Raw genomic sequence first — 22,266 nt, 5'->3', positions numbered from 1 at the left:
TTTGTCATTATGATAATGTAAGGTTACGGCCTAATGCCGTACCGGGGCCGCAATGGTAGCCCAAAATGAAGGCGATAGACAAAATCATTCTGGGCGGGCAAAAGCAGCCGCGCCGGAAGAATAACAGGTACGACACCCGGGAGGGGAATGATGTCGCAGACAGCCAAAGTGTTGCTGCTGTATGCCCATCCGGAATCTCAGGACTCGGTGGCTAATCGGGTTTTGCTTAAACCGGCAATGCAGCTCCAAAATGTCACGGTGCACGATCTCTACGCGCGCTATCCCGATTTCTTTATCGATATTCCTCGTGAACAGGCGTTGCTGCGTGAGCATGACGTGATCGTCTTCCAGCACCCGCTGTATACCTATAGCTGTCCGGCATTGCTCAAAGAGTGGCTGGATCGCGTATTAAGCCGCGGTTTTGCCAGCGGTATTGGCGGGAATCAACTGGCGGGAAAGTACTGGCGTAGCGTGGTCACCACCGGTGAGCCGGAGGCGGCTTATCGCCATGATGGCCTGAATCGCTACTCAATGAATGACATTCTGCGCCCGTTTGAGCTGACCGCCGCCATGTGCCGTATGCACTGGCTTAGCCCGATCATTGTTTATTGGGCACGCAGGCAGCCGCCGCAGGAACTGGCGAATCACGCCAAAGCTTACGGCGACTGGCTGGCGTCGCCGCTGTCGCCAGGAGGTCGCTGATGGAGGGTTCCACGCTGTTACTGGCAGGCGTGCTGTTTCTCTTCGCTGCCGTTGTCGCCGTACCGCTGGCTGCCCGGCTTGGCATTGGGGCCGTGCTTGGTTATTTACTGGCGGGGATAGCCATTGGCCCGTGGGGACTGGGGTTTATCAGCGACGTTGACGAAATTCTCCACTTCTCCGAGCTGGGCGTGGTGTTCCTGATGTTTATCATCGGGCTGGAGCTGAATCCGGCCAAGCTTTGGGAACTGCGGCGCTCGATTTTCGGCGTTGGTGCCGCGCAGGTGCTGCTGAGCGCGGCGATTCTGGCTGGGTTGTTGATGTTGACGCAATTCGCCTGGCAAGCTGCCGTGATTGGCGGTATCGGCCTTGCGATGTCATCGACGGCGATGGCGCTGCAACTGATGCGCGATAAAGGCATGAATCGCAGCGAATCCGGGCAACTGGGTTTTTCTGTGTTGCTGTTTCAGGATCTGGCGGTGATCCCGGCGCTGGCGCTGGTGCCGCTGCTGGCGGGAAATGGCGGCGATCACCTTGACTGGATGAAGGTCGGCATGAAGGTGCTGGCCTTTGCCGGCATGTTGATTGGCGGGCGTTACCTGCTGCGCCCGGTATTTCGCTTTATCGCCGGTTCTGGCGTCCGCGAGGTTTTTACTGCAGCCACGCTGTTGCTGGTGCTCGGTTCGGCGCTGTTTATGGATGCGCTGGGGTTGTCGATGGCGTTAGGCACCTTTATTGCCGGGGTGCTGCTGGCGGAGAGCGAATATCGCCACGAACTGGAAATCGCTATCGAGCCGTTTAAAGGTTTACTGCTCGGTCTGTTCTTTATTTCTGTCGGTATGGCGCTGAATCTGGGCGTGCTTTATACCCACTTATTATGGGTGGTGATGAGCGTCGCAGTGCTGGTGGTGATCAAAACGCTGGTGCTGTATGTGCTGGCGCGTGTGTATGGGCTGCGCAGTTCGGAGCGGATGCAGTTTGCCGGCGTGCTTAGCCAGGGGGGAGAGTTTGCGTTTGTGCTCTTCTCTTCTGCCTCGTCCCAGCGCTTGTTTCAGCACGATCAGATGGCGCTGTTGCTGGTGACCGTCACCCTGTCAATGATGACCACGCCGTTGCTGATGCGCGGCATCGATAAGCTGCTCTCATGGCGCTTTAACACGCCAGAAGATGAAGACGAAACGCCGTGGGTGGAAGATGATAAACCGCAGGTGATTGTGGTGGGGTTTGGTCGCTTTGGTCAGGTGATTGGCCGCCTGCTGATGGCGAACAAGATGCGCATTACCGTGCTGGAGCGGGATATCAGCGCCGTTAACCTGATGCGTAAGTACGGTTATAAAGTTTATTACGGCGATGCGACGCAGGTGGAACTGCTGCGCTCGGCGGGCGCGGAATCAGCACAATCCATCGTCATTACCTGCAACGATCCGCTGGATACGATGAAACTGGTGGAAATCTGTCAGCAACATTTCCCGCATCTGGCCATTTTGGCGCGGGCGCGGGGACGTGTGGAAGCGCACGAGCTGTTGCAGGCCGGTGTGACGCAGTTCTCCCGCGAAACCTTCTCCAGTGCGCTGGAGTTGGGGCGCAAGGCGCTTATTTCGCTGGGGATGCACCCTCACCAGGCGCAGCGCGCGCAGCTGCATTTTAAACGGCTGGATATGCGTATGCTGCGCGAACTGATGCCGGTGCATACCGATACGCTACAAATTTCCCGCGTACGCGAAGCGCGGCGCGAGCTGGAGGAGATTTTCCAGCGTGAAATGCAACAAGAGCGTCGCCAGCTGGATGGCTGGGACGAGTTTGAATAAGGGGATTTGAATGGCTGTACGTAAACGTTTTATTGCCGGGGCGGTTTGTCCGTCATGCCAGGCGAAGGATTCGCTGGCGATGTGGCGTGAAAATAATGTCGATATTGTTGAATGTGTTAAGTGCGGACACCAGATGCGTGAAGCCGATAAAGAGGCTCGCGATCATGTTCGCAAAGATGAGCAAGTTATTGGGATTTTTCATCCGGACTAGCCATATCGGGCAGCTTTTTTTAAGCTAAAGGGTACACGGGTGCAGAATTCCGCTACAATCTGCGCCAGTAATTTTCCCACGCTCAGGAGATATCATGAAAGTAGCAAAAGACCTGGTGGTCAGCCTGGCTTACCAGGTACGTACAGAAGACGGTGTGTTGGTTGATGAGTCTCCGGTGAGTGCGCCGCTGGACTACCTGCACGGTCACGGTTCCCTGATCTCTGGTCTGGAAAACGCGCTGGACGGTCACGAAGTCGGCGATAAATTCGATGTGGCGGTTGGCGCGAACGACGCTTACGGTCAGTACGATGAAAACCTGGTGCAGCGCGTACCGAAAGACGTCTTTATGGGCGTTGACGAACTGCAGGTTGGCATGCGCTTCCTAGCGGAAACCGACCAGGGCCCGGTACCGGTAGAAATTACCGAAGTCGAAGACGACCACGTTGTGGTTGATGGCAACCACATGCTGGCTGGCCAGAACCTGAAATTCAACGTTGAAGTTGTCGCGATCCGCGAAGCGACTGAAGAAGAACTGGCTCATGGCCACGTTCACGGTGCGCATGGCCACGATCATGACCACGACCACGATCACGACGGTTGCTGCGGTGGTCACGGCCACGATCATGATCACGACCATGGTAAAGGCGGTTGCGGTGGTAACGGCGGCTGCGGTTGCCACTAATAAAATCCCCGTCGTCTTTCGCACTGCAGGTGCGTTAGCTTCACTTTCAAACCCCGGTCACATAGTTTTCTATGCTCCCGGGGATTTTCAAGTTTGCCGCCTGCCTGTAACACGAAATACTTAGGGATTTATGCACTGAGCGGGGAAACCCGCTTTTTTTACGCCTCAATAATGGGGCGGCGGCGTTTCTTCTGACGGCGACGCCATATGGGAAGGTTGGCTGGCTTTGAGCTTTTCTGCCATCAGTCGCAGATGCTCGCGCAGCTTTGCCATCTCCAGTTCGTGGGCAATAACCGTCTGGTTTAGCTCTTCGATCGTTATCTCCTGAAAAGCCAGTTTGCTCTCCAGTTCAGCCAGTCGCGCTTCTGTTGTTAGCTCTTGCATTCTTCACCTCGGGTCTGCTTCCGGCTCAAATTTCATAAACCGGACGAATTTTACTGAAGTTTGTCATGCGATACAGCATTACGTCAGAAAATCAGAAACTAATTTAAACAAAAATAGTCAGAAAACAGGTGAATTCGGGTAGTGTCCTTATGTTGATTTCTACCGCAACGCTTTATAGTACGCTTCTTACTTAATGTTTAACCCTGGGGCGAGATGCCCCGACCCCTGGAGAAATGGATGAAATCACTGTTTAAAGTCACGCTGCTGGCGACCACGATGGCCGTTGCCCTTCATGCACCGATCTCTTTCGCTGCGGAGACGGCGAAGAAAGAGACTGCTACAGCAGCTGACAGCAAAGCGGCATTTAAAAATGACGACCAGAAATCTGCTTATGCGCTGGGCGCATCTCTGGGCCGCTATATGGAAAACTCCCTGAAAGAGCAGGAAAAACTGGGCATCAAACTGGACAAAGCCCAGTTGATCGCTGGCGTTCAGGACGCGTTTGCTGATAAGAGCAAACTGAGCGACCAGGAAATTGAACAAACGCTGCAAGCGTTCGAAACGCGTGTGAAAACTGCCGCGCAAGACCGCATGGAGAAAGACGCCGCTGACAACGAAGCGAAAGGTAAAACCTTCCGCGACACCTTCGCCAAAGAGAAAGGTGTGAAAACCTCTGATACCGGCCTGCTGTACAAAGTCGAAAAAGAAGGGACTGGCGATGCGCCGAAAGACAGCGACACTGTCGTTGTGAACTACAAAGGTACGCTGATTGACGGTAAAGAGTTCGATAACTCCTATACCCGTGGCGAACCGCTCTCCTTCCGCCTCGACGGCGTGATTCCGGGCTGGACTGAAGGCCTGAAAAACATCAAGAAAGGCGGCAAAATCAAGCTGGTGATCCCACCGGCTCTGGCTTACGGTAAAACTGGTGTTCCGGGCATTCCGGCTAACTCCACGCTGGTGTTTGACGTAGAGCTGCTGGATATCAAACCGGCTCCGAAAGCTGACGCCGCGGCGCCGAAAGCGGATGCTGGCGCGGCAGATGCGGCTCCGGCCGCTGCGGATCAGCCCGCTGATGCGAAGGCTGCCGATACTGGCACCAAGTAACAGTGTGAAAAAAACGCCGCCTCCGGGCGGCGTTTTTTTTTGCAGTAAGGATATAATCTTAACGTACGATGTATTAATTTATATCCCCATATAAATAATGAGCCTGCCCTGAAAAGTTAACGACAGGCTCCTGAAAAGGAGTGTTTTTTTTCATGTCCAGGTCGCTATTAACCAACGAAACCAGTGAACTTGATTTACTGGATCAACGTCCTTTCGATCAGACCGACTTCGATATCCTTAAATCCTACGAGGCGGTGGTGGACGGGTTAGCGATGCTCATTGGCTCACACTGCGAAATCGTTCTGCACTCCCTGCAAGACCTGAAATGTTCCGCTATCCGCATTGCGAACGGCGAACACACAGGACGTAAAATTGGCTCGCCGATTACCGACCTTGCCCTGCGCATGCTGCACGATATGACCGGTGCCGACAGTAGCGTCTCCAAATGCTACTTCACGCGCGCGAAAAGCGGCGTGCTGATGAAGTCAGTGACTATCGCTATCCGTAACCGCGATCACCGGGTGATTGGCCTGCTGTGCATCAACATGAATCTTGATGTGCCGTTCTCGCAAATCATGAACACCTTTATTCCGCCGGAAACTCCGGATGTTGGCTCGTCCGTCAACTTTGCCTCCTCGGTAGAAGATCTGGTGATGCAAACGCTGGAGTTCACCATCGAAGAGGTTAATGCCGATCGCAACGTTTCCAATAATGCCAAGAATCGCCAGATTGTGCTGAACCTTTATGAGAAAGGCATCTTCGACATTAAAGACGCGATTAACCAGGTAGCCGATCGCCTGAATATCTCGAAACATACCGTTTATCTTTACATCCGCCAGTTCAAAAGCGGTGATTTTTCCGGACAGGAGCGGTAATGCGTTTTGCCCTGATGGTCACCGGCCCGGCGTATGGTACTCAGCAGGCCAGTAGCGCTTATCAATTTGCGCTGGCGTTGCTGGAAACCGGACATACGCTGAGCAGCGTCTTCTTCTATCGTGAAGGGGTGAATAACGCGAATGCACTTACGGCACCCGCCAGCGATGAGTTTGACCTTGTGCGCGCCTGGCAGCGTTTGCATGATGAACAGCAGGTTGAACTGCATATCTGTGTCGCTGCCGCACTGCGCCGTGGTGTGGTTGATGACAATGAAGCTGAGCGATTAGCGCTGCCTGCCGCGAATTTACAGGCAGGTTTTTCACTCACCGGGTTGGGCGCGCTGGCGGAAGCTGCGCTCTCCTGCGATCGGGTGGTACAGTTTTGATGAAGCGTATTGCATTTGTCTTTACTTCCGCGCCGCACGGCTCATCCTCCGGGCGTGAAGGGCTGGATGCCTTACTCGCTACCTCGGCATTCACCGACGAGATTGGCGTGTTTTTTATCGGAGACGGCGTGTTTCAGCTGTTAGCCGGGCAGCAGCCGGATGCGATTCTGACGCGCGATTACATCTCTACCTTTAAAGTCCTTCCTTTGTACGACATCGAACAGTGCTGGCTGTGTGCGGCCTCGCTACGCGAACGCGGTCTCGGCGAGGAGACGGCTTTCGTCTTGCCTGCGCAACAGCTGGAGCCGGAAGCGCTGCGTGAACAGCTTGATGAGTACACTGTCGTACTGACGTTTTGAGGCGCCTATGCTGCATACTTTGTCCCACTCTCCCTGGCAATGCGATATGGCGTCGCTGCTGCGCATGCTGCGCTCTGGCGATGATGTACTACTGTTATCGGATGGCGTCACGGCGGCGCTGGAAGATAGTCACTATATTGCTTTATTGCTAAATGCCCCCATAACCATTCATGCGTTAAATGATGATGTGCAAGCACGCGGATTGGGCGGTCAAATTTCGAGCAGTGTTGTCAGGGTTAGCTATACTGATTTCGTTAGCCTGACGGTAAAACACGCCGTTCAGATGCATTGGTAATGTGGGAACGCTGTATATTTCTTGACACCTTTTAAGCACAGCCATAAAATTCTGCGTCCTCATATTATATGAGGTCGTTTTATTACGTGTTTACGAAGCAAAAGCTAAAACCAGGAGCTATTTAATGGCAACAGTTAACCAGCTGGTACGCAAACCACGCGCTCGCAAAGTTGCAAAAAGCAACGTGCCTGCGCTGGAAGCATGCCCGCAAAAACGTGGCGTATGTACTCGTGTATATACTACCACCCCGAAAAAACCGAACTCCGCACTGCGTAAAGTATGCCGTGTTCGTTTAACCAACGGTTTCGAAGTGACTTCCTACATCGGTGGTGAAGGTCACAACCTGCAGGAGCACTCCGTGATCCTGATCCGTGGCGGTCGTGTTAAAGACCTCCCGGGTGTTCGTTACCACACTGTTCGTGGCGCGCTCGACTGCTCTGGTGTTAAAGACCGTAAGCAGGCTCGCTCCAAGTACGGCGTGAAGCGTCCTAAGGCTTAATGGTTCTCCGTTAAGTAAGGCCAAACTGTTTTAACTTTAATGTCAAACTAAACTCTTAGAGTTTTGGACAATCCTGAATTAACAACGGAGTATTTCCATGCCACGTCGTCGTGTTATTGGTCAGCGTAAAATTCTGCCGGATCCGAAGTTCGGATCAGAACTGCTGGCTAAATTTGTAAATATCCTGATGGTAGATGGTAAAAAATCTACTGCAGAATCAATCGTATACAGCGCGCTGGAGACCCTGGCTCAGCGTTCTGGTAAAAATGAACTGGAAGCTTTCGAAGTAGCCCTCGAAAACGTGCGCCCGACTGTTGAAGTTAAGTCTCGCCGCGTTGGTGGTTCTACTTATCAGGTTCCGGTTGAAGTTCGTCCGGTTCGTCGTAATGCCCTGGCAATGCGTTGGATCGTTGAAGCTGCTCGTAAACGCGGTGATAAATCCATGGCTCTGCGCCTGGCGAACGAACTTTCTGATGCTGCGGACAACAAAGGTACCGCAGTTAAGAAACGTGAAGACGTTCACCGTATGGCCGAAGCCAACAAGGCGTTCGCACACTACCGTTGGTAATCCCTTCGGAGTTTTAGTCACCAGGCGGGCGCTTCCAGTAAGTCGCCCGCCGTTTGGCAACTTAAATCTGAGCGCCTAAGAGACAAACGAGGAATCAAATGGCTCGTACAACACCCATCGCACGTTACCGTAACATCGGTATCAGTGCGCACATCGACGCCGGTAAAACCACGACTACCGAACGTATTCTGTTCTACACCGGTGTAAACCACAAAATCGGTGAAGTTCATGACGGCGCCGCAACCATGGACTGGATGGAGCAGGAGCAGGAGCGTGGTATTACTATTACCTCCGCAGCAACTACTGCATTCTGGTCTGGTATGGCGAAGCAGTATGAACCGCATCGCGTAAACATCATCGACACCCCGGGGCACGTTGACTTCACTATCGAAGTAGAACGTTCCATGCGTGTTCTTGACGGTGCGGTAATGGTTTACTGCGCAGTTGGTGGTGTTCAGCCGCAGTCTGAAACCGTATGGCGTCAGGCTAACAAATATAAAGTTCCGCGCATCGCGTTCGTTAACAAAATGGACCGTATGGGCGCTAACTTCCTGAAAGTTGTTGGTCAGATCAAAACCCGTCTGGGCGCGAACCCGGTTCCGCTGCAGCTGGCAATTGGTGCTGAAGAAGGTTTCACCGGTGTTGTTGACCTGGTGAAAATGAAAGCCATCAACTGGAACGATGCAGACCAGGGCGTAACCTTCGAATACGAAGATATCCCGGCAGATATGCAGGATCTGGCTGACGAATGGCACCAGAATCTGATCGAATCCGCTGCTGAAGCTTCTGAAGAGCTGATGGAGAAATACCTGGGTGGTGAAGAACTGACTGAAGCGGAAATCAAATCTGCTCTGCGTCAGCGCGTTCTGAACAACGAAATCATCCTGGTAACCTGTGGTTCTGCGTTCAAGAACAAAGGTGTTCAGGCGATGCTGGATGCGGTAGTTGACTACCTGCCGTCCCCGACTGACGTACCTGCGATCAACGGTATCCTGGATGACGGTAAAGATACTCCGGCTGAGCGTCACGCAAGCGACGAAGAGCCGTTCTCTGCTCTGGCGTTCAAAATTGCTACCGACCCGTTCGTTGGTAACCTGACCTTCTTCCGCGTGTACTCTGGTGTGGTTAACTCTGGTGATACCATCCTGAACTCCGTGAAGTCTGCACGTGAGCGTTTCGGTCGTATCGTTCAGATGCACGCTAACAAACGTGAAGAGATCAAAGAAGTTCGTGCAGGCGATATCGCTGCTGCTATCGGTCTGAAAGACGTGACCACTGGTGACACTCTGTGTGACCCGGATCACCCGATCATTCTGGAACGTATGGAATTCCCGGAACCGGTAATCTCCATCGCAGTAGAACCGAAAACCAAAGCTGACCAGGAAAAAATGGGTCTGGCTCTGGGCCGTCTGGCGAAAGAAGACCCGTCATTCCGCGTATGGACTGACGAAGAATCTAACCAGACCATTATCGCTGGTATGGGTGAGTTGCACCTCGATATCATCGTTGACCGTATGAAACGTGAATTCAACGTTGAAGCGAACGTTGGTAAACCTCAGGTTGCTTACCGTGAAGCGATTCGCGCGAAAGTTACCGATATCGAAGGTAAACACGCCAAACAGTCTGGTGGTCGCGGTCAGTACGGTCATGTTGTTATCGACATGTACCCGCTGGAGCCGGGCTCTAACCCGAAAGGTTACGAGTTCATCAACGACATCAAAGGTGGTGTAATTCCTGGTGAATACATCCCGGCCGTTGATAAAGGCATCCAGGAGCAACTGAAGTCTGGCCCGCTGGCTGGTTACCCGGTAGTAGATATGGGTGTTCGTCTGCACTTCGGTTCTTACCATGACGTTGACTCCTCTGAACTGGCGTTTAAACTGGCTGCGTCTATTGCCTTTAAAGAAGGCTTTAAGAAGGCAAAACCAGTTCTGCTTGAGCCGATCATGAAGGTTGAAGTAGAAACTCCGGAAGAGAACACCGGTGACGTTATCGGTGACTTGAGCCGTCGTCGCGGTATGCTGCGCGGTCAGGAATCTGAAGTCACTGGCGTTAAGATTCACGCTGAAGTGCCGCTGTCTGAAATGTTCGGATACGCAACCCAGCTGCGTTCTCTGACCAAGGGTCGTGCATCATATACTATGGAATTCCTGAAGTATGATGATGCACCGAACAACGTTGCTCAGGCCGTAATCGAAGCCCGTGGTAAATAAGCCTCAGGGTTAAAACCAAAGTCCGTGCTCTCTCCAGAAGGGGAGAGCACTATAGTAAGGAATAAAGCCGTGTCTAAAGAAAAATTTGAACGTACAAAACCGCACGTCAACGTCGGCACAATCGGCCACGTTGACCATGGTAAAACTACCCTGACTGCTGCAATCACTACCGTTCTGGCAAAAACCTACGGTGGTTCTGCTCGCGCATTCGATCAGATCGATAACGCGCCGGAAGAAAAAGCGCGTGGTATCACCATCAACACTTCTCACGTTGAATATGACACCCCGACTCGCCACTACGCACACGTAGACTGCCCGGGCCACGCCGACTATGTTAAAAACATGATCACCGGTGCTGCGCAGATGGACGGCGCGATCCTGGTTGTTGCTGCGACTGACGGCCCGATGCCGCAGACCCGTGAGCACATCCTGCTGGGTCGTCAGGTAGGCGTTCCGTACATCATCGTGTTCCTGAACAAATGCGACATGGTTGATGACGAAGAGCTGCTGGAACTGGTTGAGATGGAAGTGCGTGAGCTTCTGTCTCAGTACGATTTCCCGGGCGACGACACTCCGATCATTCGTGGTTCTGCCCTGAAAGCGCTGGAAGGCGAAGCAGAGTGGGAAGCGAAAATCATCGAACTGGCAGGCTTCCTGGATTCTTACATCCCGGAACCAGAGCGTGCGATTGACAAGCCGTTCCTGCTGCCGATCGAAGACGTATTCTCCATCTCCGGTCGTGGTACTGTTGTTACTGGTCGTGTAGAGCGCGGTATCATCAAAGTGGGTGAAGAAGTTGAAATCGTGGGCATCAAAGACACCGCGAAATCCACCTGTACTGGCGTTGAAATGTTCCGCAAACTGCTGGACGAAGGCCGTGCCGGCGAGAACGTAGGTGTTCTGCTGCGTGGTATCAAACGTGAAGAAATCGAACGTGGTCAGGTACTGGCTAAGCCGGGTTCCATCAAGCCGCACACCAAATTCGAATCTGAAGTTTATATCCTGTCCAAAGATGAAGGCGGCCGTCACACTCCGTTCTTCAAAGGTTACCGTCCGCAGTTCTACTTCCGTACAACTGACGTGACAGGCACCATCGAACTGCCGGAAGGCGTGGAGATGGTAATGCCGGGCGACAACATCAAAATGGTTGTTACCCTGATTCACCCGATTGCGATGGACGATGGTCTGCGTTTCGCAATCCGTGAAGGCGGCCGTACCGTTGGCGCGGGCGTTGTAGCAAAAGTTCTCAGCTAATTATCTGGCTTTGAATGAAAAAGGGCGCTTCGGCGCCCTTTTTGCTGCCTGTTAAATTAGTGACGGACATATATCCTGAAATTTTCCCTGCGCTTCTGACGAAGGCTTTACAGTTGTGCTATTGTAATCGGAACCATTCTCATTTACACTTTTGTGCATAAATTGAACGGGAGTGATCATGTACGTTTGTTTGTGTAATGGTGTGAGTGATAAAAAAATTCGTCAGGCAGTTCGCCAGTTTCACCCCCAATCATTTCAGCAGCTTCGCAAATTTGTTCCGGTGGGAAATCAATGCGGTAAGTGTGTTCGTGCGGCAAGAGAGATTATGCAGAACGAACTTACACAGATGCCGGAATATAAAGAGATCGCTTAAGGCGCTATCTTTTTTTGACATCCCTGTAGGCGCATCTACGCTTCAATAAGTGGAAGCGGAGGGACTACATAATGAAAGGTGATGTTAAAATCATAAATTATCTCAATAAATTATTGGGAAATGAGCTTGTCGCAATAAATCAATACTTTCTCCATGCGAGAATGTTCAAAAACTGGGGACTGACGCGCCTCAACGATGTTGAATACCACGAATCCATTGATGAAATGAAACACGCTGATCGGTACATCGAGCGTATTTTGTTTCTTGAAGGATTACCGAACCTGCAGGATTTGGGCAAGCTCGGAATAGGTGAAGATGTCGAAGAGATGCTGCAATCTGACCTCAGGCTGGAACTGGAAGGCGCAAAAGATCTGCGCGAAGCCATTGCCTATGCTGATAGCGTTCATGATTATGTCAGCCGCGATATGATGATCAATATTCTTGCCGAAGAAGAGCACCATATTGACTGGCTCGAAACAGAACTCGATCTGATTGCGAAAATTGGTATTCAGAACTACCTGCAATCGCAAATCAAAGTTGAAGATTAAAACGATACCAGTGTTGGGTATCCAGCCAACAGACCCGCAGCCGCCAGAAATGGGCCTAACGGCAGCGGGTTTTTTAATGATTGCCAGTTATGAGTGCAGATGCATCTGATTCCTGCGACGCAACAGGCCAACAAAGATGCAATAACAATCAGCGTGGGCAAACTTTCCCAACCATGCCAGGCCCCCAGCGCAGAAAGGTATTTTACATCGCCATATCCCATTCCTTCCCGACCACGCCACAAGCGGAAACCCCAGTAGACAGCAGCAAAAGCAGAATAGCCGGCGATTGCTCCCCACACGGCATATGGCAAAAAAGCCACGTGGGAAAGACTGTGCCAGCAAAGCCCTGTCCACAATAAAGGGCAAGTAAAACGGTCAGGGAGCAGACCGTTACGAATGTCATGCCAGACGAGTAGCAAGTTCAGGAATAAGTAGATAAAGAGAAAGAGCATTTTGTCTCAAGTAAAGAGTGATGTCGTACCTGGAGAGTGGCGGAGGAGGGGATGATTGCATAATGTATTTCTGCAAAATCACGAGAGGTTTCGCCAGAAATATCGCCTGATTGATTGCAATGACATTCCTTCTGCGAACTTGCGCGCAATGTTGCTTATTTTCTAAACGGCACTTGCTTCCAGCCCAGATTTACGTATAATGCGCGGGCTTGTCGTAATTGACGGCGGGTTCAATCTGAACCCTGGCAGTGCTTTTAGCTGCTAACAATGCTCCCAATCGGGGGGCTATGTTATGAACGATTACACTCCCCCATCAATCGTAATGGGTGTGAGGAGTAATTATTTTCGTCTATAAATAATTGGAGCTCTGGTCTCATGCAGAACCAAAGAATCCGTATCCGCCTGAAAGCGTTTGATCATCGTCTGATCGATCAATCAACCGCGGAAATCGTCGAGACTGCCAAGCGCACTGGTGCGCAAGTCCGTGGTCCGATCCCGCTGCCGACCCGCAAAGAGCGCTTTACCGTTCTGATCTCCCCGCACGTTAACAAAGACGCGCGCGATCAGTACGAAATTCGCACTCACAAGCGTCTGGTTGACATCGTTGAGCCAACCGAGAAAACCGTTGATGCTCTGATGCGTCTGGACCTGGCTGCCGGTGTAGACGTGCAGATCAGCCTGGGTTAATCAGGTCATCGAGCGATTGAGAGGTTGAAACAATGATTGGTTTAGTCGGTAAAAAAGTGGGCATGACCCGCATCTTCACTGAAGATGGCGTATCTATCCCAGTAACCGTAATCGAAGTTGAAGCAAACCGCGTTACTCAGGTTAAAGATCTGGCTAACGATGGCTACCGCGCTATCCAGGTTACCACCGGTGCTAAAAAAGCTAACCGTGTAACCAAGCCGGAAGCTGGCCATTTTGCTAAAGCTGGCGTAGAAGCTGGCCGCGGCCTGTGGGAATTCCGTCTTGCTGATGGCGAAGAGTTCACCGTAGGTCAGGCGATTAGCGTTGAGCTGTTTGCTGAAGTTAAAAAAGTTGACGTAACTGGCACCTCTAAAGGTAAAGGTTTCGCAGGTACCGTTAAGCGCTGGAACTTCCGTACCCAGGACGCTACCCACGGTAACTCCCTGTCTCACCGCGTTCCGGGTTCTATCGGTCAGAACCAGACTCCGGGCAAAGTGTTCAAGGGCAAGAAAATGGCAGGTCAGCTGGGTAATGAGCGTGTAACCGTTCAGAGCCTGGACGTAGTACGTGTTGACGCTGAGCGCAACCTGCTGCTGGTTAAAGGTGCTGTCCCGGGTGCAACCGGTAGCGACCTGATCGTTAAACCAGCTGTGAAGGCGTGAGGAGATAGCAATGGAATTAGTATTGAAAGACGCGCAGAGCGCGCTGACTGTTTCCGAAACTACCTTCGGTCGTGACTTCAACGAAGCGCTGGTACACCAGGTTGTTGTAGCTTATGCAGCTGGTGCTCGTCAGGGTACTCGTGCTCAGAAGACCCGTGCTGAAGTAACTGGTTCCGGTAAAAAACCGTGGCGCCAGAAAGGCACCGGCCGCGCTCGTTCTGGTTCTATCAAGAGCCCGATCTGGCGTTCTGGTGGCGTGACCTTCGCTGCGCGTCCGCAGGACCACAGTCAAAAAGTTAACAAAAAGATGTACCGCGGCGCGCTGAAAAGCATCCTGTCCGAACTGGTACGTCAGGATCGTCTGATCGTTGTCGAGCAGTTCTCTGTTGAAGCACCGAAAACCAAGCTGCTGGCTCAGAAACTGAAAGACATGGCTCTGGAAGATGTGCTGATCATCACCGGTGAGCTGGACGAGAACCTGTTCCTGGCCGCGCGCAACCTGCACAAGGTTGACGTTCGCGACGCGACTGGTATCGACCCGGTTAGCCTGATCGCCTTCGACAAAGTCGTAATGACTGCTGATGCTGTTAAGCAAGTTGAGGAGATGCTGGCATGATTCGTGAAGAACGTCTGCTGAAGGTGCTGCGTGCACCGCACGTTTCTGAAAAAGCGTCTACTGCGATGGAAAAAACTAACACCATCGTTCTCAAAGTTGCTAAAGACGCGACCAAAGCAGAAATTAAAGCTGCTGTGCAGAAACTGTTTGAAGTCGAAGTCGAAGTCGAAGTCGTTAACACCCTGGTAGTTAAAGGGAAAGTTAAACGTCACGGACAGCGTATCGGTCGTCGTAGCGACTGGAAAAAAGCTTACGTCACCCTGAAAGAAGGCCAGAATCTGGACTTCGTTGGCGGCGCTGAGTAAGTCGGAGGAGTAATACAATGGCAGTTGTTAAATGTAAACCGACATCTCCGGGTCGTCGCCACGTAGTTAAAGTGGTTAACCCTGAGCTGCACAAGGGCAAACCTTTTGCTCCGTTGCTGGAAAAAAACAGCAAATCCGGTGGTCGTAACAACAATGGCCGTATCACCACTCGTCATATCGGTGGTGGCCACAAGCAGGCTTACCGTATTGTTGACTTCAAACGCAACAAAGATGGTATCCCGGCAGTTGTTGAACGTCTTGAGTACGATCCGAACCGTTCCGCGAACATCGCGCTGGTTCTGTACAAAGATGGCGAACGCCGTTACATCCTGGCCCCTAAAGGCCTGAAAGCTGGCGACCAGATTCAGTCTGGCGTTGATGCTGCAATCAAAGCGGGTAACACCCTGCCGATGCGCAATATCCCGGTTGGTTCTACTGTTCATAACGTAGAAATGAAACCAGGTAAAGGCGGTCAGCTGGCACGTTCTGCTGGTACTTACGTTCAGATCGTTGCACGTGACGGTGCTTATGTCACCCTGCGTCTGCGTTCTGGTGAAATGCGTAAAGTTGAAGCTGAGTGCCGCGCTACTCTGGGCGAAGTTGGCAATGCTGAGCATATGCTGCGCGTTCTGGGTAAAGCAGGTGCTGCACGCTGGCGTGGTGTTCGTCCGACCGTTCGCGGTACTGCGATGAACCCAGTAGACCACCCACATGGTGGTGGTGAAGGTCGTAACTTTGGTAAGCACCCGGTAACTCCGTGGGGCGTTCAGACCAAAGGTAAGAAGACCCGCAGCAACAAGCGTACTGATAAATTCATCGTACGTCGCCGTAGCAAATAATTTTAGAGGATAAGCCATGCCACGTTCTCTCAAGAAAGGTCCTTTTATTGACCTGCACTTGCTGAAGAAGGTAGAGAAAGCGGTGGAAAGCGGAGACAAGAAGCCCCTGCGCACTTGGTCCCGTCGTTCAACGATCTTTCCTAACATGATCGGTTTGACCATCGCTGTCCATAATGGTCGTCAGCACGTTCCGGTATTTGTTTCCGACGAAATGGTCGGTCACAAACTGGGTGAATTCGCACCGACTCGTACTTATCGCGGCCACGCTGCTGATAAAAAAGCGAAGAAGAAATAAGGTAGGAGGAAGAGATGGAAACTTTAGCTCAACATCGCCATGCTCGTTCTTCTGCTCAGAAGGTTCGCCTTGTTGCTGACCTGATTCGCGGTAAGAAAGTGTCGCAGGCCCTGGATATTCTGACCTACACCAACAAGAAAGCGGCTGTACTGGTCAAGAAAGTTCTGGAATCTGCCATTGCTAACGCTGAACACAACGATGGCGCTGACATTGACGATCTGAAAGTTGCGAAAATTTTCGTAGACGAAGGCCCGAGCATGAAGCGCGTTATGCCTCGTGCAAAAGGTCGTGCAGATCGCATCCTGAAGCGCACCAGCCACATTACTGTGGTTGTGTCCGATCGCTGAGACTCTGGAGACTAGCAATGGGTCAGAAAGTACATCCTAATGGTATTCGCCTGGGTATTGTAAAACCATGGAACTCTACCTGGTTTGCGAACACCAAAGAATTCGCTGACAACCTGGACAGCGATTTTAAAGTACGTCAGTACCTGACTAAGGAACTGGCTAAAGCGTCTGTATCTCGTATCGTTATCGAGCGTCCGGCTAAGAGCATCCGTGTGACCATTCACACTGCTCGTCCGGGTATCGTTATCGGTAAAAAAGGTGAAGACGTTGAAAAACTGCGCAAGGTCGTAGCGGATATCGCTGGCGTTCCTGCTCAGATCAATATCGCCGAAGTTCGTAAACCTGAACTGGACGCAAAATTGGTTGCTGATAGCATCACTTCTCAGCTGGAACGTCGCGTTATGTTCCGTCGTGCTATGAAGCGTGCTGTACAGAACGCAATGCGTCTGGGCGCTAAAGGTATCAAAGTTGAAGTTAGCGGCCGTCTGGGCGGCGCGGAAATCGCACGTACCGAATGGTACCGTGAAGGTCGCGTTCCGCTGCACACTCTGCGTGCTGACATCGACTACAACACCTCCGAAGCGCACACCACTTATGGTGTAATCGGCGTAAAAGTGTGGATCTTCAAAGGTGAGATCCTTGGTGGTATGGCTGCAGTTGAACAACCGGAAAAACCGGCTGCTCAACCTAAAAAGCAGCAGCGTAAAGGCCGTAAATAAGGAGCGTCGCTGATGTTACAACCAAAGCGTACAAAATTCCGTAAAGTGCACAAAGGCCGTAACCGTGGTCTCGCGCAGGGCACGGATGTGAGCTTCGGCGTTTACGGTCTGAAAGCTGTTGGCCGTGGTCGTCTGACCGCTCGTCAGATCGAAGCAGCACGTCGTGCTATGACTCGTGCTGTTAAGCGTCAGGGTAAGATCTGGATCCGTGTATTCCCGGACAAACCGATCACCGAGAAGCCGCTGGAAGTTCGTATGGGTAAAGGTAAAGGTAACGTGGAGTATTGGGTTGCCTTGATTCAGCCGGGTAAAGTCCTGTATGAAATGGACGGCGTTCCGGAAGAGCTGGCCCGTGAAGCCTTCGAGCTGGCAGCAGCAAAACTGCCGATTAAAACCACCTTTGTAACTAAGACGGTGATGTAATGAAAGCAAAAGAGCTGCGTGAAAAGAGCGTTGAAGAGCTGAACACCGAGCTGCTTAACCTGCTGCGCGAGCAGTTCAACCTGCGTATGCAGGCTGCAAGTGGCCAGCTGCAACAGACTCACCTGTTGAAGCAAGTGCGTCGTGATGTCGCACGCGTTAAGACTTTACTGACTGAGAAGGCGGGTGCGTAATGACCGATAAAATCCGTACTCTGCAAGGTCGTGTTGTTAGCGACAAAATGGAGAAATCCATTGTTGTAGCTATCGAGCGTTTCGTGAAACACCCGATCTACGGTAAATTCATCAAACGTACGACTAAACTGCACGTACATGACGAGAACAACGAATGCGGCACTGGCGACGTGGTTGAAATCCGCGAATGCCGTCCGCTGTCCAAGACCAAGTCCTGGACGCTGGTTCGCGTTGTAGAGAAAGCGGTTCTGTAATACAGTACGCGTTCTCAAACGAATAAACGGCTCAGCGATGAGCCGTTTATTTTTTCTACCCATATCCGAGATCCGGTGTTATAATGCTGCGCCCTCGATATGGGGCTTTTTAACGACCCTGATTTTAGGGTCTTCAGTAGTAGTTGACATTAGCGGAGCACTGAAATGATCCAAGAACAGACTATGCTGAACGTCGCCGACAACTCCGGTGCACGTCGCGTAATGTGTATCAAGGTTCTGGGTGGCTCGCACCGTCGCTACGCAGGCGTAGGCGACATCATCAAGATCACCATCAAAGAAGCAATTCCGCGTGGTAAGGTCAAAAAAGGTGATGTGCTGAAGGCGGTAGTGGTGCGCACCAAGAAGGGTGTTCGTCGCCCTGACGGTTCTGTCGTTCGCTTCGATGGCAATGCTTGTGTTCTTCTGAACAACAACAGCGAGCAGCCTATCGGTACGCGTATTTTTGGGCCGGTTACTCGTGAACTTCGTTCTGAGAAGTTTATGAAAATCATCTCTCTGGCACCAGAAGTACTCTAAGGAGCGAATCATGGCAGCTAAAATCCGTCGTGATGACGAAGTTATCGTGTTAACCGGTAAAGATAAAGGTAAACGCGGTAAAGTAAAAAATGTTCTGTCTTCCGGCAAGATCATTGTTGAAGGTATCAATCTGGTTAAGAAACATCAGAAGCCGGTTCCGGCCCTGAACCAACCAGGTGGCATCGTTGAAAAAGAAGCTGCAATTCAGGTTTCTAACGTTGCAATCTTCAATGCGGCAACCGGCAAGGCTGACCGTGTAGGCTTTAGATTCGAAGACGGTAAGAAAGTCCGTTTCTTCAAGTCTAACAGCGAAACTATCAAGTAATTTGGAGTAGTACGATGGCGAAACTGCATGATTACTACAAAGACGAAGTAGTTAAGAAACTCATGACTGAGTTTAGCTACAATTCTGTCATGCAAGTCCCTCGGGTCGAGAAGATCACCCTGAATATGGGTGTTGGTGAAGCGATCGCTGACAAGAAACTGCTGGATAACGCAGCAGCTGATCTGGCAGCTATCTCCGGTCAAAAACCGTTGATCACCAAAGCGCGCAAATCTGTTGCGGGCTTCAAAATCCGTCAGGGCTATCCGATCGGCTGTAAAGTGACTCTGCGTGGCGAACGCATGTGGGAGTTCTTTGAGCGCCTGATCACTATTGCTGTACCGCGTATCCGTGACTTCCGTGGCTTGTCCGCTAAGTCTTTCGACGGTCGTGGTAACTACAGCATGGGTGTCCGTGAGCAGATCATCTTCCCAGAGATCGACTACGATAAAGTCGACCGCGTGCGTGGTTTGGATATTACCATTACCACTACTGCGAAATCTGACGAAGAAGGCCGTGCTCTGCTGGCTGCCTTTGACTTCCCGTTCCGCAAGTAAGGTAGGGTTACTTCATGGCTAAGCAATCAATGAAAGCACGCGAAGTTAAACGCGTAGCTTTAGCTGAAAAATACTTCGCGAAACGCGCTGAACTGAAAGCGATCATTTCTGATGTGAACGCTTCCGACGAAGATCGTTGGAACGCTGTTCTCAAGCTGCAGAGTCTGCCGCGTGATTCCAGCCCGTCTCGTCAGCGTAACCGCTGCCGTCAAACAGGTCGTCCACATGGTTATGTGGGCAAGTTCGGGTTGAGCCGTATTAAGCTGCGTGAAGCCGCCATGCGCGGTGAAGTGCCAGGCTTGAAAAAGGCTAGCTGGTAATTGTCACCAATTGAATCACGGGAGTAAAGACAGATGAGCATGCAAGATCCGATCGCGGATATGCTGACCCGTATCCGTAACGGTCAGGCCGCGAATAAAGCTGCGGTCACCATGCCTTCCTCCAGGCTGAAAGTGGCAATCGCCAACGTGCTGAAGGACGAAGGTTTTATTGAAGATTTTAAAATTGAAGGCGACACCAAGCCGGAACTGGAACTGACTCTCAAGTACTTCCAGGGTAAAGCTGTGGTAGAAAGCATTCAGCGTATCAGCCGCCCAGGTCTGCGCATCTATAAGAAAAAAGATGAGCTGCCGAAAGTTATGGGTGGTATGGGTATCGCAGTTGTTTCTACCTCTAAAGGTGTTATGACTGATCGTGCAGCGCGCCAGGCTGGTCTTGGTGGCGAAATTATCTGCTACGTAGCCTAATCGGAGGAAAAAATGTCTCGTGTTGCTAAAGCACCGGTCGTTATTCCTGCCGGCGTTGACGTAAAAATCAACGGTCAGGTTATCACGATCAAAGGTAAAAACGGCGAGCTGACTCGTACCCTTAACGATGCTGTTGAAGTTAATCATGCAGACAATGCTCTGACCTTCGGTCCGCGTACTGGTTACGTGGATGGTTGGGCTCAGGCTGGTACCGCGCGTGCCCTGCTGAACGCAATGGTTATCGGTGTTACCGAAGGCTTCACTAAGAAGCTGCAGCTGGTTGGTGTAGGTTATCGTGCAGCGGTCAAAGGGAACGTAGTAAACCTGGCACTGGGTTTCTCTCATCCTGTAGAGCATCAGCTGCCGGCCGGTATCACTGCTGAATGTCCGACTCAGACTGAAATCGTGCTGAAAGGCGCTGATAAGCAGGTGATCGGTCAGGTAGCAGCAGATCTGCGCGCCTACCGTCGTCCTGAGCCGTATAAAGGCAAGGGTGTTCGTTACGCCGACGAAGTCGTGCGTACCAAAGAGGCTAAGAAGAAGTAAGGTAACACTATGGATAAGAAATCTGCTCGTATCCGTCGTGCGACCCGCGCACGCCGCAAGCTCAAAGAGCTTGGTGCGACCCGCCTGGTGGTACATCGTACCCCGCGTCATATTTACGCCCAGGTAATCGCATCGAACGGTTCTGAAGTTCTGGTAGCTGCTTCTACTGTAGAAAAAGCTATCGCTGAACAACTGAAGTACACCGGCAACAAAGACGCGGCCGCAGCAGTGGGTAAAGCTGTAGCTGAACGCGCTCTGGAAAAAGGCATTAAAGATGTGTCTTTTGACCGTTCCGGGTTCCAATATCATGGTCGCGTCCAGGCACTGGCAGATGCTGCCCGTGAAGCTGGCCTTCAGTTCTAAGGTAGAGGTGTAAGATGGCTCACATCGAAAAACAAGCTGGCGAACTGCAGGAAAAGCTGATCGCGGTAAACCGCGTATCTAAAACCGTTAAAGGTGGTCGTATTTTCTCCTTCACAGCTCTGACTGTTGTTGGTGATGGTAACGGTCGCGTTGGTTTTGGTTACGGTAAAGCCCGCGAAGTTCCGGCAGCGATCCAGAAAGCGATGGAAAAAGCCCGTCGCAATATGATTAACGTCGCGCTGAACCACGGCACCCTGCAGCACCCGGTTAAGGGTACTCACACGGGTTCTCGTGTATTCATGCAGCCGGCTTCCGAAGGTACCGGTATTATCGCCGGTGGTGCAATGCGCGCCGTTCTGGAAGTCGCTGGGGTTCATAACGTTCTGGCTAAAGCATACGGTTCCACCAACCCGATCAACGTGGTTCGTGCAACTATTGCTGGCCTGGAAAATATGAAATCTCCGGAAATGGTCGCTGCCAAGCGTGGTAAATCCGTTGAAGAAATTCTGGGGTAATTGACCATGGCAAAGACTATTAAAATCACTCAAACCCGCAGTGCAATCGGTCGTCTGCCGAAACACAAGGCAACGCTGCTTGGCCTGGGTCTGCGTCGTATTGGTCATACTGTAGAACGTGAGGATACTCCTGCGGTTCGTGGTATGGTCAACGCGGTTTCCTTCATGGTTAAAGTTGAGGAGTAAGAGATGCGTTTAAATACTCTGTCTCCGGCCGAAGGCTCCAAAAAGGCGGGTAAACGCCTGGGTCGTGGTATCGGTTCTGGCCTCGGTAAAACCGGTGGTCGTGGTCACAAAGGTCAGAAGTCTCGTTCTGGCGGTGGCGTACGTCGCGGTTTCGAGGGTGGCCAGATGCCACTGTATCGTCGTCTGCCGAAGTTCGGTTTCACTTCTCGTAAAGCAATGATCACGGCAGAGATTCGTCTGTCCGATCTGGCTAAAGTAGAAGGCGACGTAGTAGACCTGAACACGCTGAAAGCAGCTAACATTATCGGCATCCAGATCGAGTTCGCGAAAGTGATCCTGGCTGGTGAAGTAGCTCGCCCGGTAACTGTTCGTGGCCTGCGTGTTACTAAAGGCGCTCGTGCTGCTATCGAAGCTGCTGGCGGTAAAATTGAGGAATAAGTAGC

Annotated in this window: 38 protein-coding genes; 36 read left to right on the top strand and 2 right to left on the bottom strand. The window is 51.7% G+C overall.

What is annotated here, in order from left to right; genetic code table 11:
• The first annotated feature begins 150 nt into the window (after positions 1-150).
• From kefG to slyD, 4 genes are all read left to right on the top strand, one after another.
• Positions 151-702 carry a glutathione-regulated potassium-efflux system ancillary protein KefG gene (kefG, locus tag C0557_RS23805; RefSeq protein ID WP_074775844.1) on the top strand — a complete coding sequence of 184 codons (552 nt, stop codon included), beginning with the start codon at positions 151-153 and terminating at the stop codon, positions 700-702.
• Positions 702-2,507, top strand: a complete 1,806-nt coding sequence (gene kefB, locus C0557_RS23800; protein WP_208661590.1) for a glutathione-regulated potassium-efflux system protein KefB — start codon at positions 702-704, stop codon at positions 2,505-2,507. The genes kefG and kefB overlap by 1 nt, the downstream gene beginning before the upstream one ends.
• 10 nt (positions 2,508-2,517) lie before the next feature.
• Positions 2,518-2,718: a YheV family putative zinc ribbon protein gene (locus C0557_RS23795; RefSeq protein WP_007369794.1), complete on the top strand. Its 201-nt coding sequence runs from the start codon at positions 2,518-2,520 to the stop codon at positions 2,716-2,718.
• A 94-nt stretch (positions 2,719-2,812) separates the two neighbouring features.
• On the top strand, positions 2,813-3,400 hold the full coding sequence (gene slyD / locus C0557_RS23790) for a peptidylprolyl isomerase (RefSeq protein ID WP_074775840.1): 588 nt from the start codon (positions 2,813-2,815) through the stop codon (positions 3,398-3,400).
• A gap of 165 nt (positions 3,401-3,565) precedes the next feature.
• Here the strand turns inward: slyD and C0557_RS23785 are convergent, their stop codons facing one another.
• Positions 3,566-3,784 carry a protein SlyX gene (locus C0557_RS23785; protein WP_043956324.1) on the bottom strand — a complete coding sequence of 73 codons (219 nt, stop codon included), beginning with the start codon at positions 3,782-3,784 and terminating at the stop codon, positions 3,566-3,568.
• Positions 3,785-4,021: 237 nt separating this feature from the next.
• Here C0557_RS23785 and fkpA point away from each other — a divergent pair, with 237 nt between their 5' ends.
• The 11 genes from fkpA (at position 4,022) to bfr (ending at position 12,261) form a co-directional block, all read left to right on the top strand.
• Positions 4,022-4,891 carry an FKBP-type peptidyl-prolyl cis-trans isomerase gene (fkpA, locus tag C0557_RS23780; protein WP_074775838.1) on the top strand — a complete coding sequence of 290 codons (870 nt, stop codon included), beginning with the start codon at positions 4,022-4,024 and terminating at the stop codon, positions 4,889-4,891.
• Between the two features lie 152 nt (positions 4,892-5,043).
• Positions 5,044-5,766: a transcriptional regulator gene (locus C0557_RS23775; protein ID WP_208661585.1), complete on the top strand. Its 723-nt coding sequence runs from the start codon at positions 5,044-5,046 to the stop codon at positions 5,764-5,766.
• Positions 5,766-6,152, top strand: a complete 387-nt coding sequence (gene tusD, locus C0557_RS23770) for a sulfurtransferase complex subunit TusD (RefSeq protein WP_208661582.1) — start codon at positions 5,766-5,768, stop codon at positions 6,150-6,152. The genes C0557_RS23775 and tusD overlap by 1 nt, the downstream gene beginning before the upstream one ends.
• Complete coding sequence (tusC, locus tag C0557_RS23765; RefSeq protein ID WP_208661580.1) at positions 6,152-6,511, top strand: sulfurtransferase complex subunit TusC; 360 nt, start codon at positions 6,152-6,154, stop codon at positions 6,509-6,511. The genes tusD and tusC overlap by 1 nt, the downstream gene beginning before the upstream one ends.
• Positions 6,512-6,518: 7 nt before the next feature.
• Entirely contained in the window at positions 6,519-6,806 is a 288-nt protein-coding gene (gene tusB / locus C0557_RS23760; protein ID WP_208661578.1) for a sulfurtransferase complex subunit TusB, read from the top strand.
• A 124-nt stretch (positions 6,807-6,930) separates the two neighbouring features.
• Complete coding sequence (rpsL, locus tag C0557_RS23755; protein ID WP_000246815.1) at positions 6,931-7,305, top strand: 30S ribosomal protein S12; 375 nt, start codon at positions 6,931-6,933, stop codon at positions 7,303-7,305.
• Positions 7,306-7,402: 97 nt separating this feature from the next.
• On the top strand, positions 7,403-7,873 hold the full coding sequence (gene rpsG / locus C0557_RS23750; protein ID WP_035894363.1) for a 30S ribosomal protein S7: 471 nt from the start codon (positions 7,403-7,405) through the stop codon (positions 7,871-7,873).
• Positions 7,874-7,971: 98 nt separating this feature from the next.
• Positions 7,972-10,086, top strand: coding sequence for an elongation factor G (gene fusA / locus C0557_RS23745; RefSeq protein ID WP_007369803.1), 2,115 nt, complete (start codon positions 7,972-7,974; stop codon positions 10,084-10,086).
• 69 nt (positions 10,087-10,155) lie between these two features.
• Positions 10,156-11,340: an elongation factor Tu gene (tuf, locus tag C0557_RS23740; protein WP_208661576.1), complete on the top strand. Its 1,185-nt coding sequence runs from the start codon at positions 10,156-10,158 to the stop codon at positions 11,338-11,340.
• A 178-nt stretch (positions 11,341-11,518) separates the two neighbouring features.
• Entirely contained in the window at positions 11,519-11,713 is a 195-nt protein-coding gene (gene bfd / locus C0557_RS23735) for a bacterioferritin-associated ferredoxin (RefSeq protein WP_007369806.1), read from the top strand.
• Between the two features lie 71 nt (positions 11,714-11,784).
• Complete coding sequence (bfr, locus tag C0557_RS23730) at positions 11,785-12,261, top strand: bacterioferritin (protein ID WP_074780813.1); 477 nt, start codon at positions 11,785-11,787, stop codon at positions 12,259-12,261.
• Here the strand turns inward: bfr and C0557_RS23725 are convergent.
• A complete protein-coding gene (locus C0557_RS23725; protein WP_074780816.1) occupies positions 12,258-12,713 on the bottom strand; it encodes an A24 family peptidase in 456 nt (151 codons plus the stop codon). The two genes, bfr and C0557_RS23725, sit on opposite strands and share 4 nt — an antisense overlap.
• 375 nt (positions 12,714-13,088) lie before the next feature.
• On the opposite strand from C0557_RS23725, the gene rpsJ reads away from it, so the two are divergent.
• The 21 genes from rpsJ to rplO all read left to right on the top strand — a co-directional run bounded on the left by rpsJ (position 13,089) and on the right by rplO (position 22,261).
• Entirely contained in the window at positions 13,089-13,400 is a 312-nt protein-coding gene (rpsJ, locus tag C0557_RS23720; RefSeq protein WP_001181005.1) for a 30S ribosomal protein S10, read from the top strand.
• A gap of 32 nt (positions 13,401-13,432) precedes the next feature.
• Positions 13,433-14,062: a 50S ribosomal protein L3 gene (gene rplC / locus C0557_RS23715; protein ID WP_007369810.1), complete on the top strand. Its 630-nt coding sequence runs from the start codon at positions 13,433-13,435 to the stop codon at positions 14,060-14,062.
• A gap of 10 nt (positions 14,063-14,072) precedes the next feature.
• Positions 14,073-14,678, top strand: coding sequence for a 50S ribosomal protein L4 (gene rplD, locus C0557_RS23710; protein ID WP_007369811.1), 606 nt, complete (start codon positions 14,073-14,075; stop codon positions 14,676-14,678).
• Positions 14,675-14,983 carry a 50S ribosomal protein L23 gene (rplW, locus tag C0557_RS23705; protein WP_053463642.1) on the top strand — a complete coding sequence of 103 codons (309 nt, stop codon included), beginning with the start codon at positions 14,675-14,677 and terminating at the stop codon, positions 14,981-14,983. Before rplD ends, rplW begins: the two co-directional genes overlap by 4 nt.
• 17 nt (positions 14,984-15,000) lie before the next feature.
• The gene (rplB, locus tag C0557_RS23700) at positions 15,001-15,822 is read left to right on the top strand and encodes a 50S ribosomal protein L2 (protein WP_007369812.1); all 822 of its coding nucleotides are present in this window, start codon (positions 15,001-15,003) and stop codon (positions 15,820-15,822) included.
• A 16-nt stretch (positions 15,823-15,838) separates the two neighbouring features.
• Positions 15,839-16,117 carry a 30S ribosomal protein S19 gene (gene rpsS, locus C0557_RS23695; protein WP_001138115.1) on the top strand — a complete coding sequence of 93 codons (279 nt, stop codon included), beginning with the start codon at positions 15,839-15,841 and terminating at the stop codon, positions 16,115-16,117.
• Between the two features lie 14 nt (positions 16,118-16,131).
• A complete protein-coding gene (rplV, locus tag C0557_RS23690) occupies positions 16,132-16,464 on the top strand; it encodes a 50S ribosomal protein L22 (protein WP_007369813.1) in 333 nt (110 codons plus the stop codon).
• A gap of 17 nt (positions 16,465-16,481) precedes the next feature.
• Entirely contained in the window at positions 16,482-17,183 is a 702-nt protein-coding gene (gene rpsC, locus C0557_RS23685; RefSeq protein ID WP_000529945.1) for a 30S ribosomal protein S3, read from the top strand.
• Positions 17,184-17,195: 12 nt separating this feature from the next.
• Positions 17,196-17,606, top strand: coding sequence for a 50S ribosomal protein L16 (rplP, locus tag C0557_RS23680; RefSeq protein WP_074780826.1), 411 nt, complete (start codon positions 17,196-17,198; stop codon positions 17,604-17,606).
• Positions 17,606-17,797, top strand: coding sequence for a 50S ribosomal protein L29 (gene rpmC, locus C0557_RS23675; RefSeq protein WP_004388609.1), 192 nt, complete (start codon positions 17,606-17,608; stop codon positions 17,795-17,797). Before rplP ends, rpmC begins: the two co-directional genes overlap by 1 nt.
• Positions 17,797-18,051 carry a 30S ribosomal protein S17 gene (rpsQ, locus tag C0557_RS23670; RefSeq protein ID WP_003031120.1) on the top strand — a complete coding sequence of 85 codons (255 nt, stop codon included), beginning with the start codon at positions 17,797-17,799 and terminating at the stop codon, positions 18,049-18,051. Before rpmC ends, rpsQ begins: the two co-directional genes overlap by 1 nt.
• 165 nt (positions 18,052-18,216) lie before the next feature.
• Entirely contained in the window at positions 18,217-18,588 is a 372-nt protein-coding gene (gene rplN / locus C0557_RS23665; RefSeq protein ID WP_004388611.1) for a 50S ribosomal protein L14, read from the top strand.
• A gap of 10 nt (positions 18,589-18,598) precedes the next feature.
• The gene (rplX, locus tag C0557_RS23660) at positions 18,599-18,913 is read left to right on the top strand and encodes a 50S ribosomal protein L24 (protein WP_007369816.1); all 315 of its coding nucleotides are present in this window, start codon (positions 18,599-18,601) and stop codon (positions 18,911-18,913) included.
• Between the two features lie 14 nt (positions 18,914-18,927).
• On the top strand, positions 18,928-19,467 hold the full coding sequence (gene rplE / locus C0557_RS23655; protein ID WP_074780829.1) for a 50S ribosomal protein L5: 540 nt from the start codon (positions 18,928-18,930) through the stop codon (positions 19,465-19,467).
• 14 nt (positions 19,468-19,481) lie between these two features.
• On the top strand, positions 19,482-19,787 hold the full coding sequence (gene rpsN / locus C0557_RS23650; protein ID WP_074780832.1) for a 30S ribosomal protein S14: 306 nt from the start codon (positions 19,482-19,484) through the stop codon (positions 19,785-19,787).
• A 33-nt stretch (positions 19,788-19,820) separates the two neighbouring features.
• The gene (rpsH, locus tag C0557_RS23645; protein ID WP_074780835.1) at positions 19,821-20,213 is read left to right on the top strand and encodes a 30S ribosomal protein S8; all 393 of its coding nucleotides are present in this window, start codon (positions 19,821-19,823) and stop codon (positions 20,211-20,213) included.
• A gap of 12 nt (positions 20,214-20,225) precedes the next feature.
• Positions 20,226-20,759, top strand: coding sequence for a 50S ribosomal protein L6 (gene rplF / locus C0557_RS23640; RefSeq protein WP_043956333.1), 534 nt, complete (start codon positions 20,226-20,228; stop codon positions 20,757-20,759).
• A gap of 9 nt (positions 20,760-20,768) precedes the next feature.
• On the top strand, positions 20,769-21,122 hold the full coding sequence (rplR, locus tag C0557_RS23635) for a 50S ribosomal protein L18 (RefSeq protein WP_007369820.1): 354 nt from the start codon (positions 20,769-20,771) through the stop codon (positions 21,120-21,122).
• Between the two features lie 14 nt (positions 21,123-21,136).
• Positions 21,137-21,637 (top strand): 30S ribosomal protein S5, encoded by a 501-nt coding sequence (gene rpsE / locus C0557_RS23630; RefSeq protein WP_074780838.1) that lies wholly within the window; start codon positions 21,137-21,139, stop codon positions 21,635-21,637.
• 6 nt (positions 21,638-21,643) lie between these two features.
• Complete coding sequence (gene rpmD / locus C0557_RS23625; RefSeq protein ID WP_001140434.1) at positions 21,644-21,823, top strand: 50S ribosomal protein L30; 180 nt, start codon at positions 21,644-21,646, stop codon at positions 21,821-21,823.
• Positions 21,824-21,826: 3 nt separating this feature from the next.
• A complete protein-coding gene (rplO, locus tag C0557_RS23620; protein WP_007369822.1) occupies positions 21,827-22,261 on the top strand; it encodes a 50S ribosomal protein L15 in 435 nt (144 codons plus the stop codon).
• The last annotated feature ends 5 nt before the right edge of the window (positions 22,262-22,266 follow it).

Origin of the sequence: Kosakonia sp. MUSA4, assembly GCF_013085925.1 — a bacterium.
Classification (GTDB): Bacteria; Pseudomonadota; Gammaproteobacteria; order Enterobacterales; family Enterobacteriaceae; genus Kosakonia; species Kosakonia sacchari_B.
This window is presented reverse-complemented; position numbering and strand designations above follow the sequence as displayed.

Coding starts and splice junctions, on each gene's coding strand:
- slyD (WP_074775840.1), top strand. CDS start 2,813: ATGAAAGTAGCAAAAGACCTGGTGGTCAGCCTGGCTTACCAGGTACGT.
- rpsC (WP_000529945.1), top strand. CDS start 16,482: ATGGGTCAGAAAGTACATCCTAATGGTATTCGCCTGGGTATTGTAAAA.
- bfd (WP_007369806.1), top strand. CDS start 11,519: ATGTACGTTTGTTTGTGTAATGGTGTGAGTGATAAAAAAATTCGTCAG.
- rplE (WP_074780829.1), top strand. CDS start 18,928: ATGGCGAAACTGCATGATTACTACAAAGACGAAGTAGTTAAGAAACTC.
- rplV (WP_007369813.1), top strand. CDS start 16,132: ATGGAAACTTTAGCTCAACATCGCCATGCTCGTTCTTCTGCTCAGAAG.
- rpsH (WP_074780835.1), top strand. CDS start 19,821: ATGAGCATGCAAGATCCGATCGCGGATATGCTGACCCGTATCCGTAAC.
- rplX (WP_007369816.1), top strand. CDS start 18,599: ATGGCAGCTAAAATCCGTCGTGATGACGAAGTTATCGTGTTAACCGGT.
- rplW (WP_053463642.1), top strand. CDS start 14,675: ATGATTCGTGAAGAACGTCTGCTGAAGGTGCTGCGTGCACCGCACGTT.
- rpsJ (WP_001181005.1), top strand. CDS start 13,089: ATGCAGAACCAAAGAATCCGTATCCGCCTGAAAGCGTTTGATCATCGT.
- tusD (WP_208661582.1), top strand. CDS start 5,766: ATGCGTTTTGCCCTGATGGTCACCGGCCCGGCGTATGGTACTCAGCAG.
- fusA (WP_007369803.1), top strand. CDS start 7,972: ATGGCTCGTACAACACCCATCGCACGTTACCGTAACATCGGTATCAGT.
- kefG (WP_074775844.1), top strand. CDS start 151: ATGTCGCAGACAGCCAAAGTGTTGCTGCTGTATGCCCATCCGGAATCT.
- tusC (WP_208661580.1), top strand. CDS start 6,152: ATGAAGCGTATTGCATTTGTCTTTACTTCCGCGCCGCACGGCTCATCC.
- rplC (WP_007369810.1), top strand. CDS start 13,433: ATGATTGGTTTAGTCGGTAAAAAAGTGGGCATGACCCGCATCTTCACT.
- tusB (WP_208661578.1), top strand. CDS start 6,519: ATGCTGCATACTTTGTCCCACTCTCCCTGGCAATGCGATATGGCGTCG.
- rplN (WP_004388611.1), top strand. CDS start 18,217: ATGATCCAAGAACAGACTATGCTGAACGTCGCCGACAACTCCGGTGCA.
- bfr (WP_074780813.1), top strand. CDS start 11,785: ATGAAAGGTGATGTTAAAATCATAAATTATCTCAATAAATTATTGGGA.
- rplP (WP_074780826.1), top strand. CDS start 17,196: ATGTTACAACCAAAGCGTACAAAATTCCGTAAAGTGCACAAAGGCCGT.
- rplB (WP_007369812.1), top strand. CDS start 15,001: ATGGCAGTTGTTAAATGTAAACCGACATCTCCGGGTCGTCGCCACGTA.
- fkpA (WP_074775838.1), top strand. CDS start 4,022: ATGAAATCACTGTTTAAAGTCACGCTGCTGGCGACCACGATGGCCGTT.
- rpmC (WP_004388609.1), top strand. CDS start 17,606: ATGAAAGCAAAAGAGCTGCGTGAAAAGAGCGTTGAAGAGCTGAACACC.
- kefB (WP_208661590.1), top strand. CDS start 702: ATGGAGGGTTCCACGCTGTTACTGGCAGGCGTGCTGTTTCTCTTCGCT.
- C0557_RS23775 (WP_208661585.1), top strand. CDS start 5,044: ATGTCCAGGTCGCTATTAACCAACGAAACCAGTGAACTTGATTTACTG.
- rpsE (WP_074780838.1), top strand. CDS start 21,137: ATGGCTCACATCGAAAAACAAGCTGGCGAACTGCAGGAAAAGCTGATC.
- C0557_RS23725 (WP_074780816.1), bottom strand. CDS start 12,713: ATGCTCTTTCTCTTTATCTACTTATTCCTGAACTTGCTACTCGTCTGG.
- rplD (WP_007369811.1), top strand. CDS start 14,073: ATGGAATTAGTATTGAAAGACGCGCAGAGCGCGCTGACTGTTTCCGAA.
- rpsG (WP_035894363.1), top strand. CDS start 7,403: ATGCCACGTCGTCGTGTTATTGGTCAGCGTAAAATTCTGCCGGATCCG.
- rpmD (WP_001140434.1), top strand. CDS start 21,644: ATGGCAAAGACTATTAAAATCACTCAAACCCGCAGTGCAATCGGTCGT.
- C0557_RS23785 (WP_043956324.1), bottom strand. CDS start 3,784: ATGCAAGAGCTAACAACAGAAGCGCGACTGGCTGAACTGGAGAGCAAA.
- rplR (WP_007369820.1), top strand. CDS start 20,769: ATGGATAAGAAATCTGCTCGTATCCGTCGTGCGACCCGCGCACGCCGC.
- rpsQ (WP_003031120.1), top strand. CDS start 17,797: ATGACCGATAAAATCCGTACTCTGCAAGGTCGTGTTGTTAGCGACAAA.
- rpsL (WP_000246815.1), top strand. CDS start 6,931: ATGGCAACAGTTAACCAGCTGGTACGCAAACCACGCGCTCGCAAAGTT.
- C0557_RS23795 (WP_007369794.1), top strand. CDS start 2,518: ATGGCTGTACGTAAACGTTTTATTGCCGGGGCGGTTTGTCCGTCATGC.
- rplF (WP_043956333.1), top strand. CDS start 20,226: ATGTCTCGTGTTGCTAAAGCACCGGTCGTTATTCCTGCCGGCGTTGAC.
- rplO (WP_007369822.1), top strand. CDS start 21,827: ATGCGTTTAAATACTCTGTCTCCGGCCGAAGGCTCCAAAAAGGCGGGT.
- rpsN (WP_074780832.1), top strand. CDS start 19,482: ATGGCTAAGCAATCAATGAAAGCACGCGAAGTTAAACGCGTAGCTTTA.
- rpsS (WP_001138115.1), top strand. CDS start 15,839: ATGCCACGTTCTCTCAAGAAAGGTCCTTTTATTGACCTGCACTTGCTG.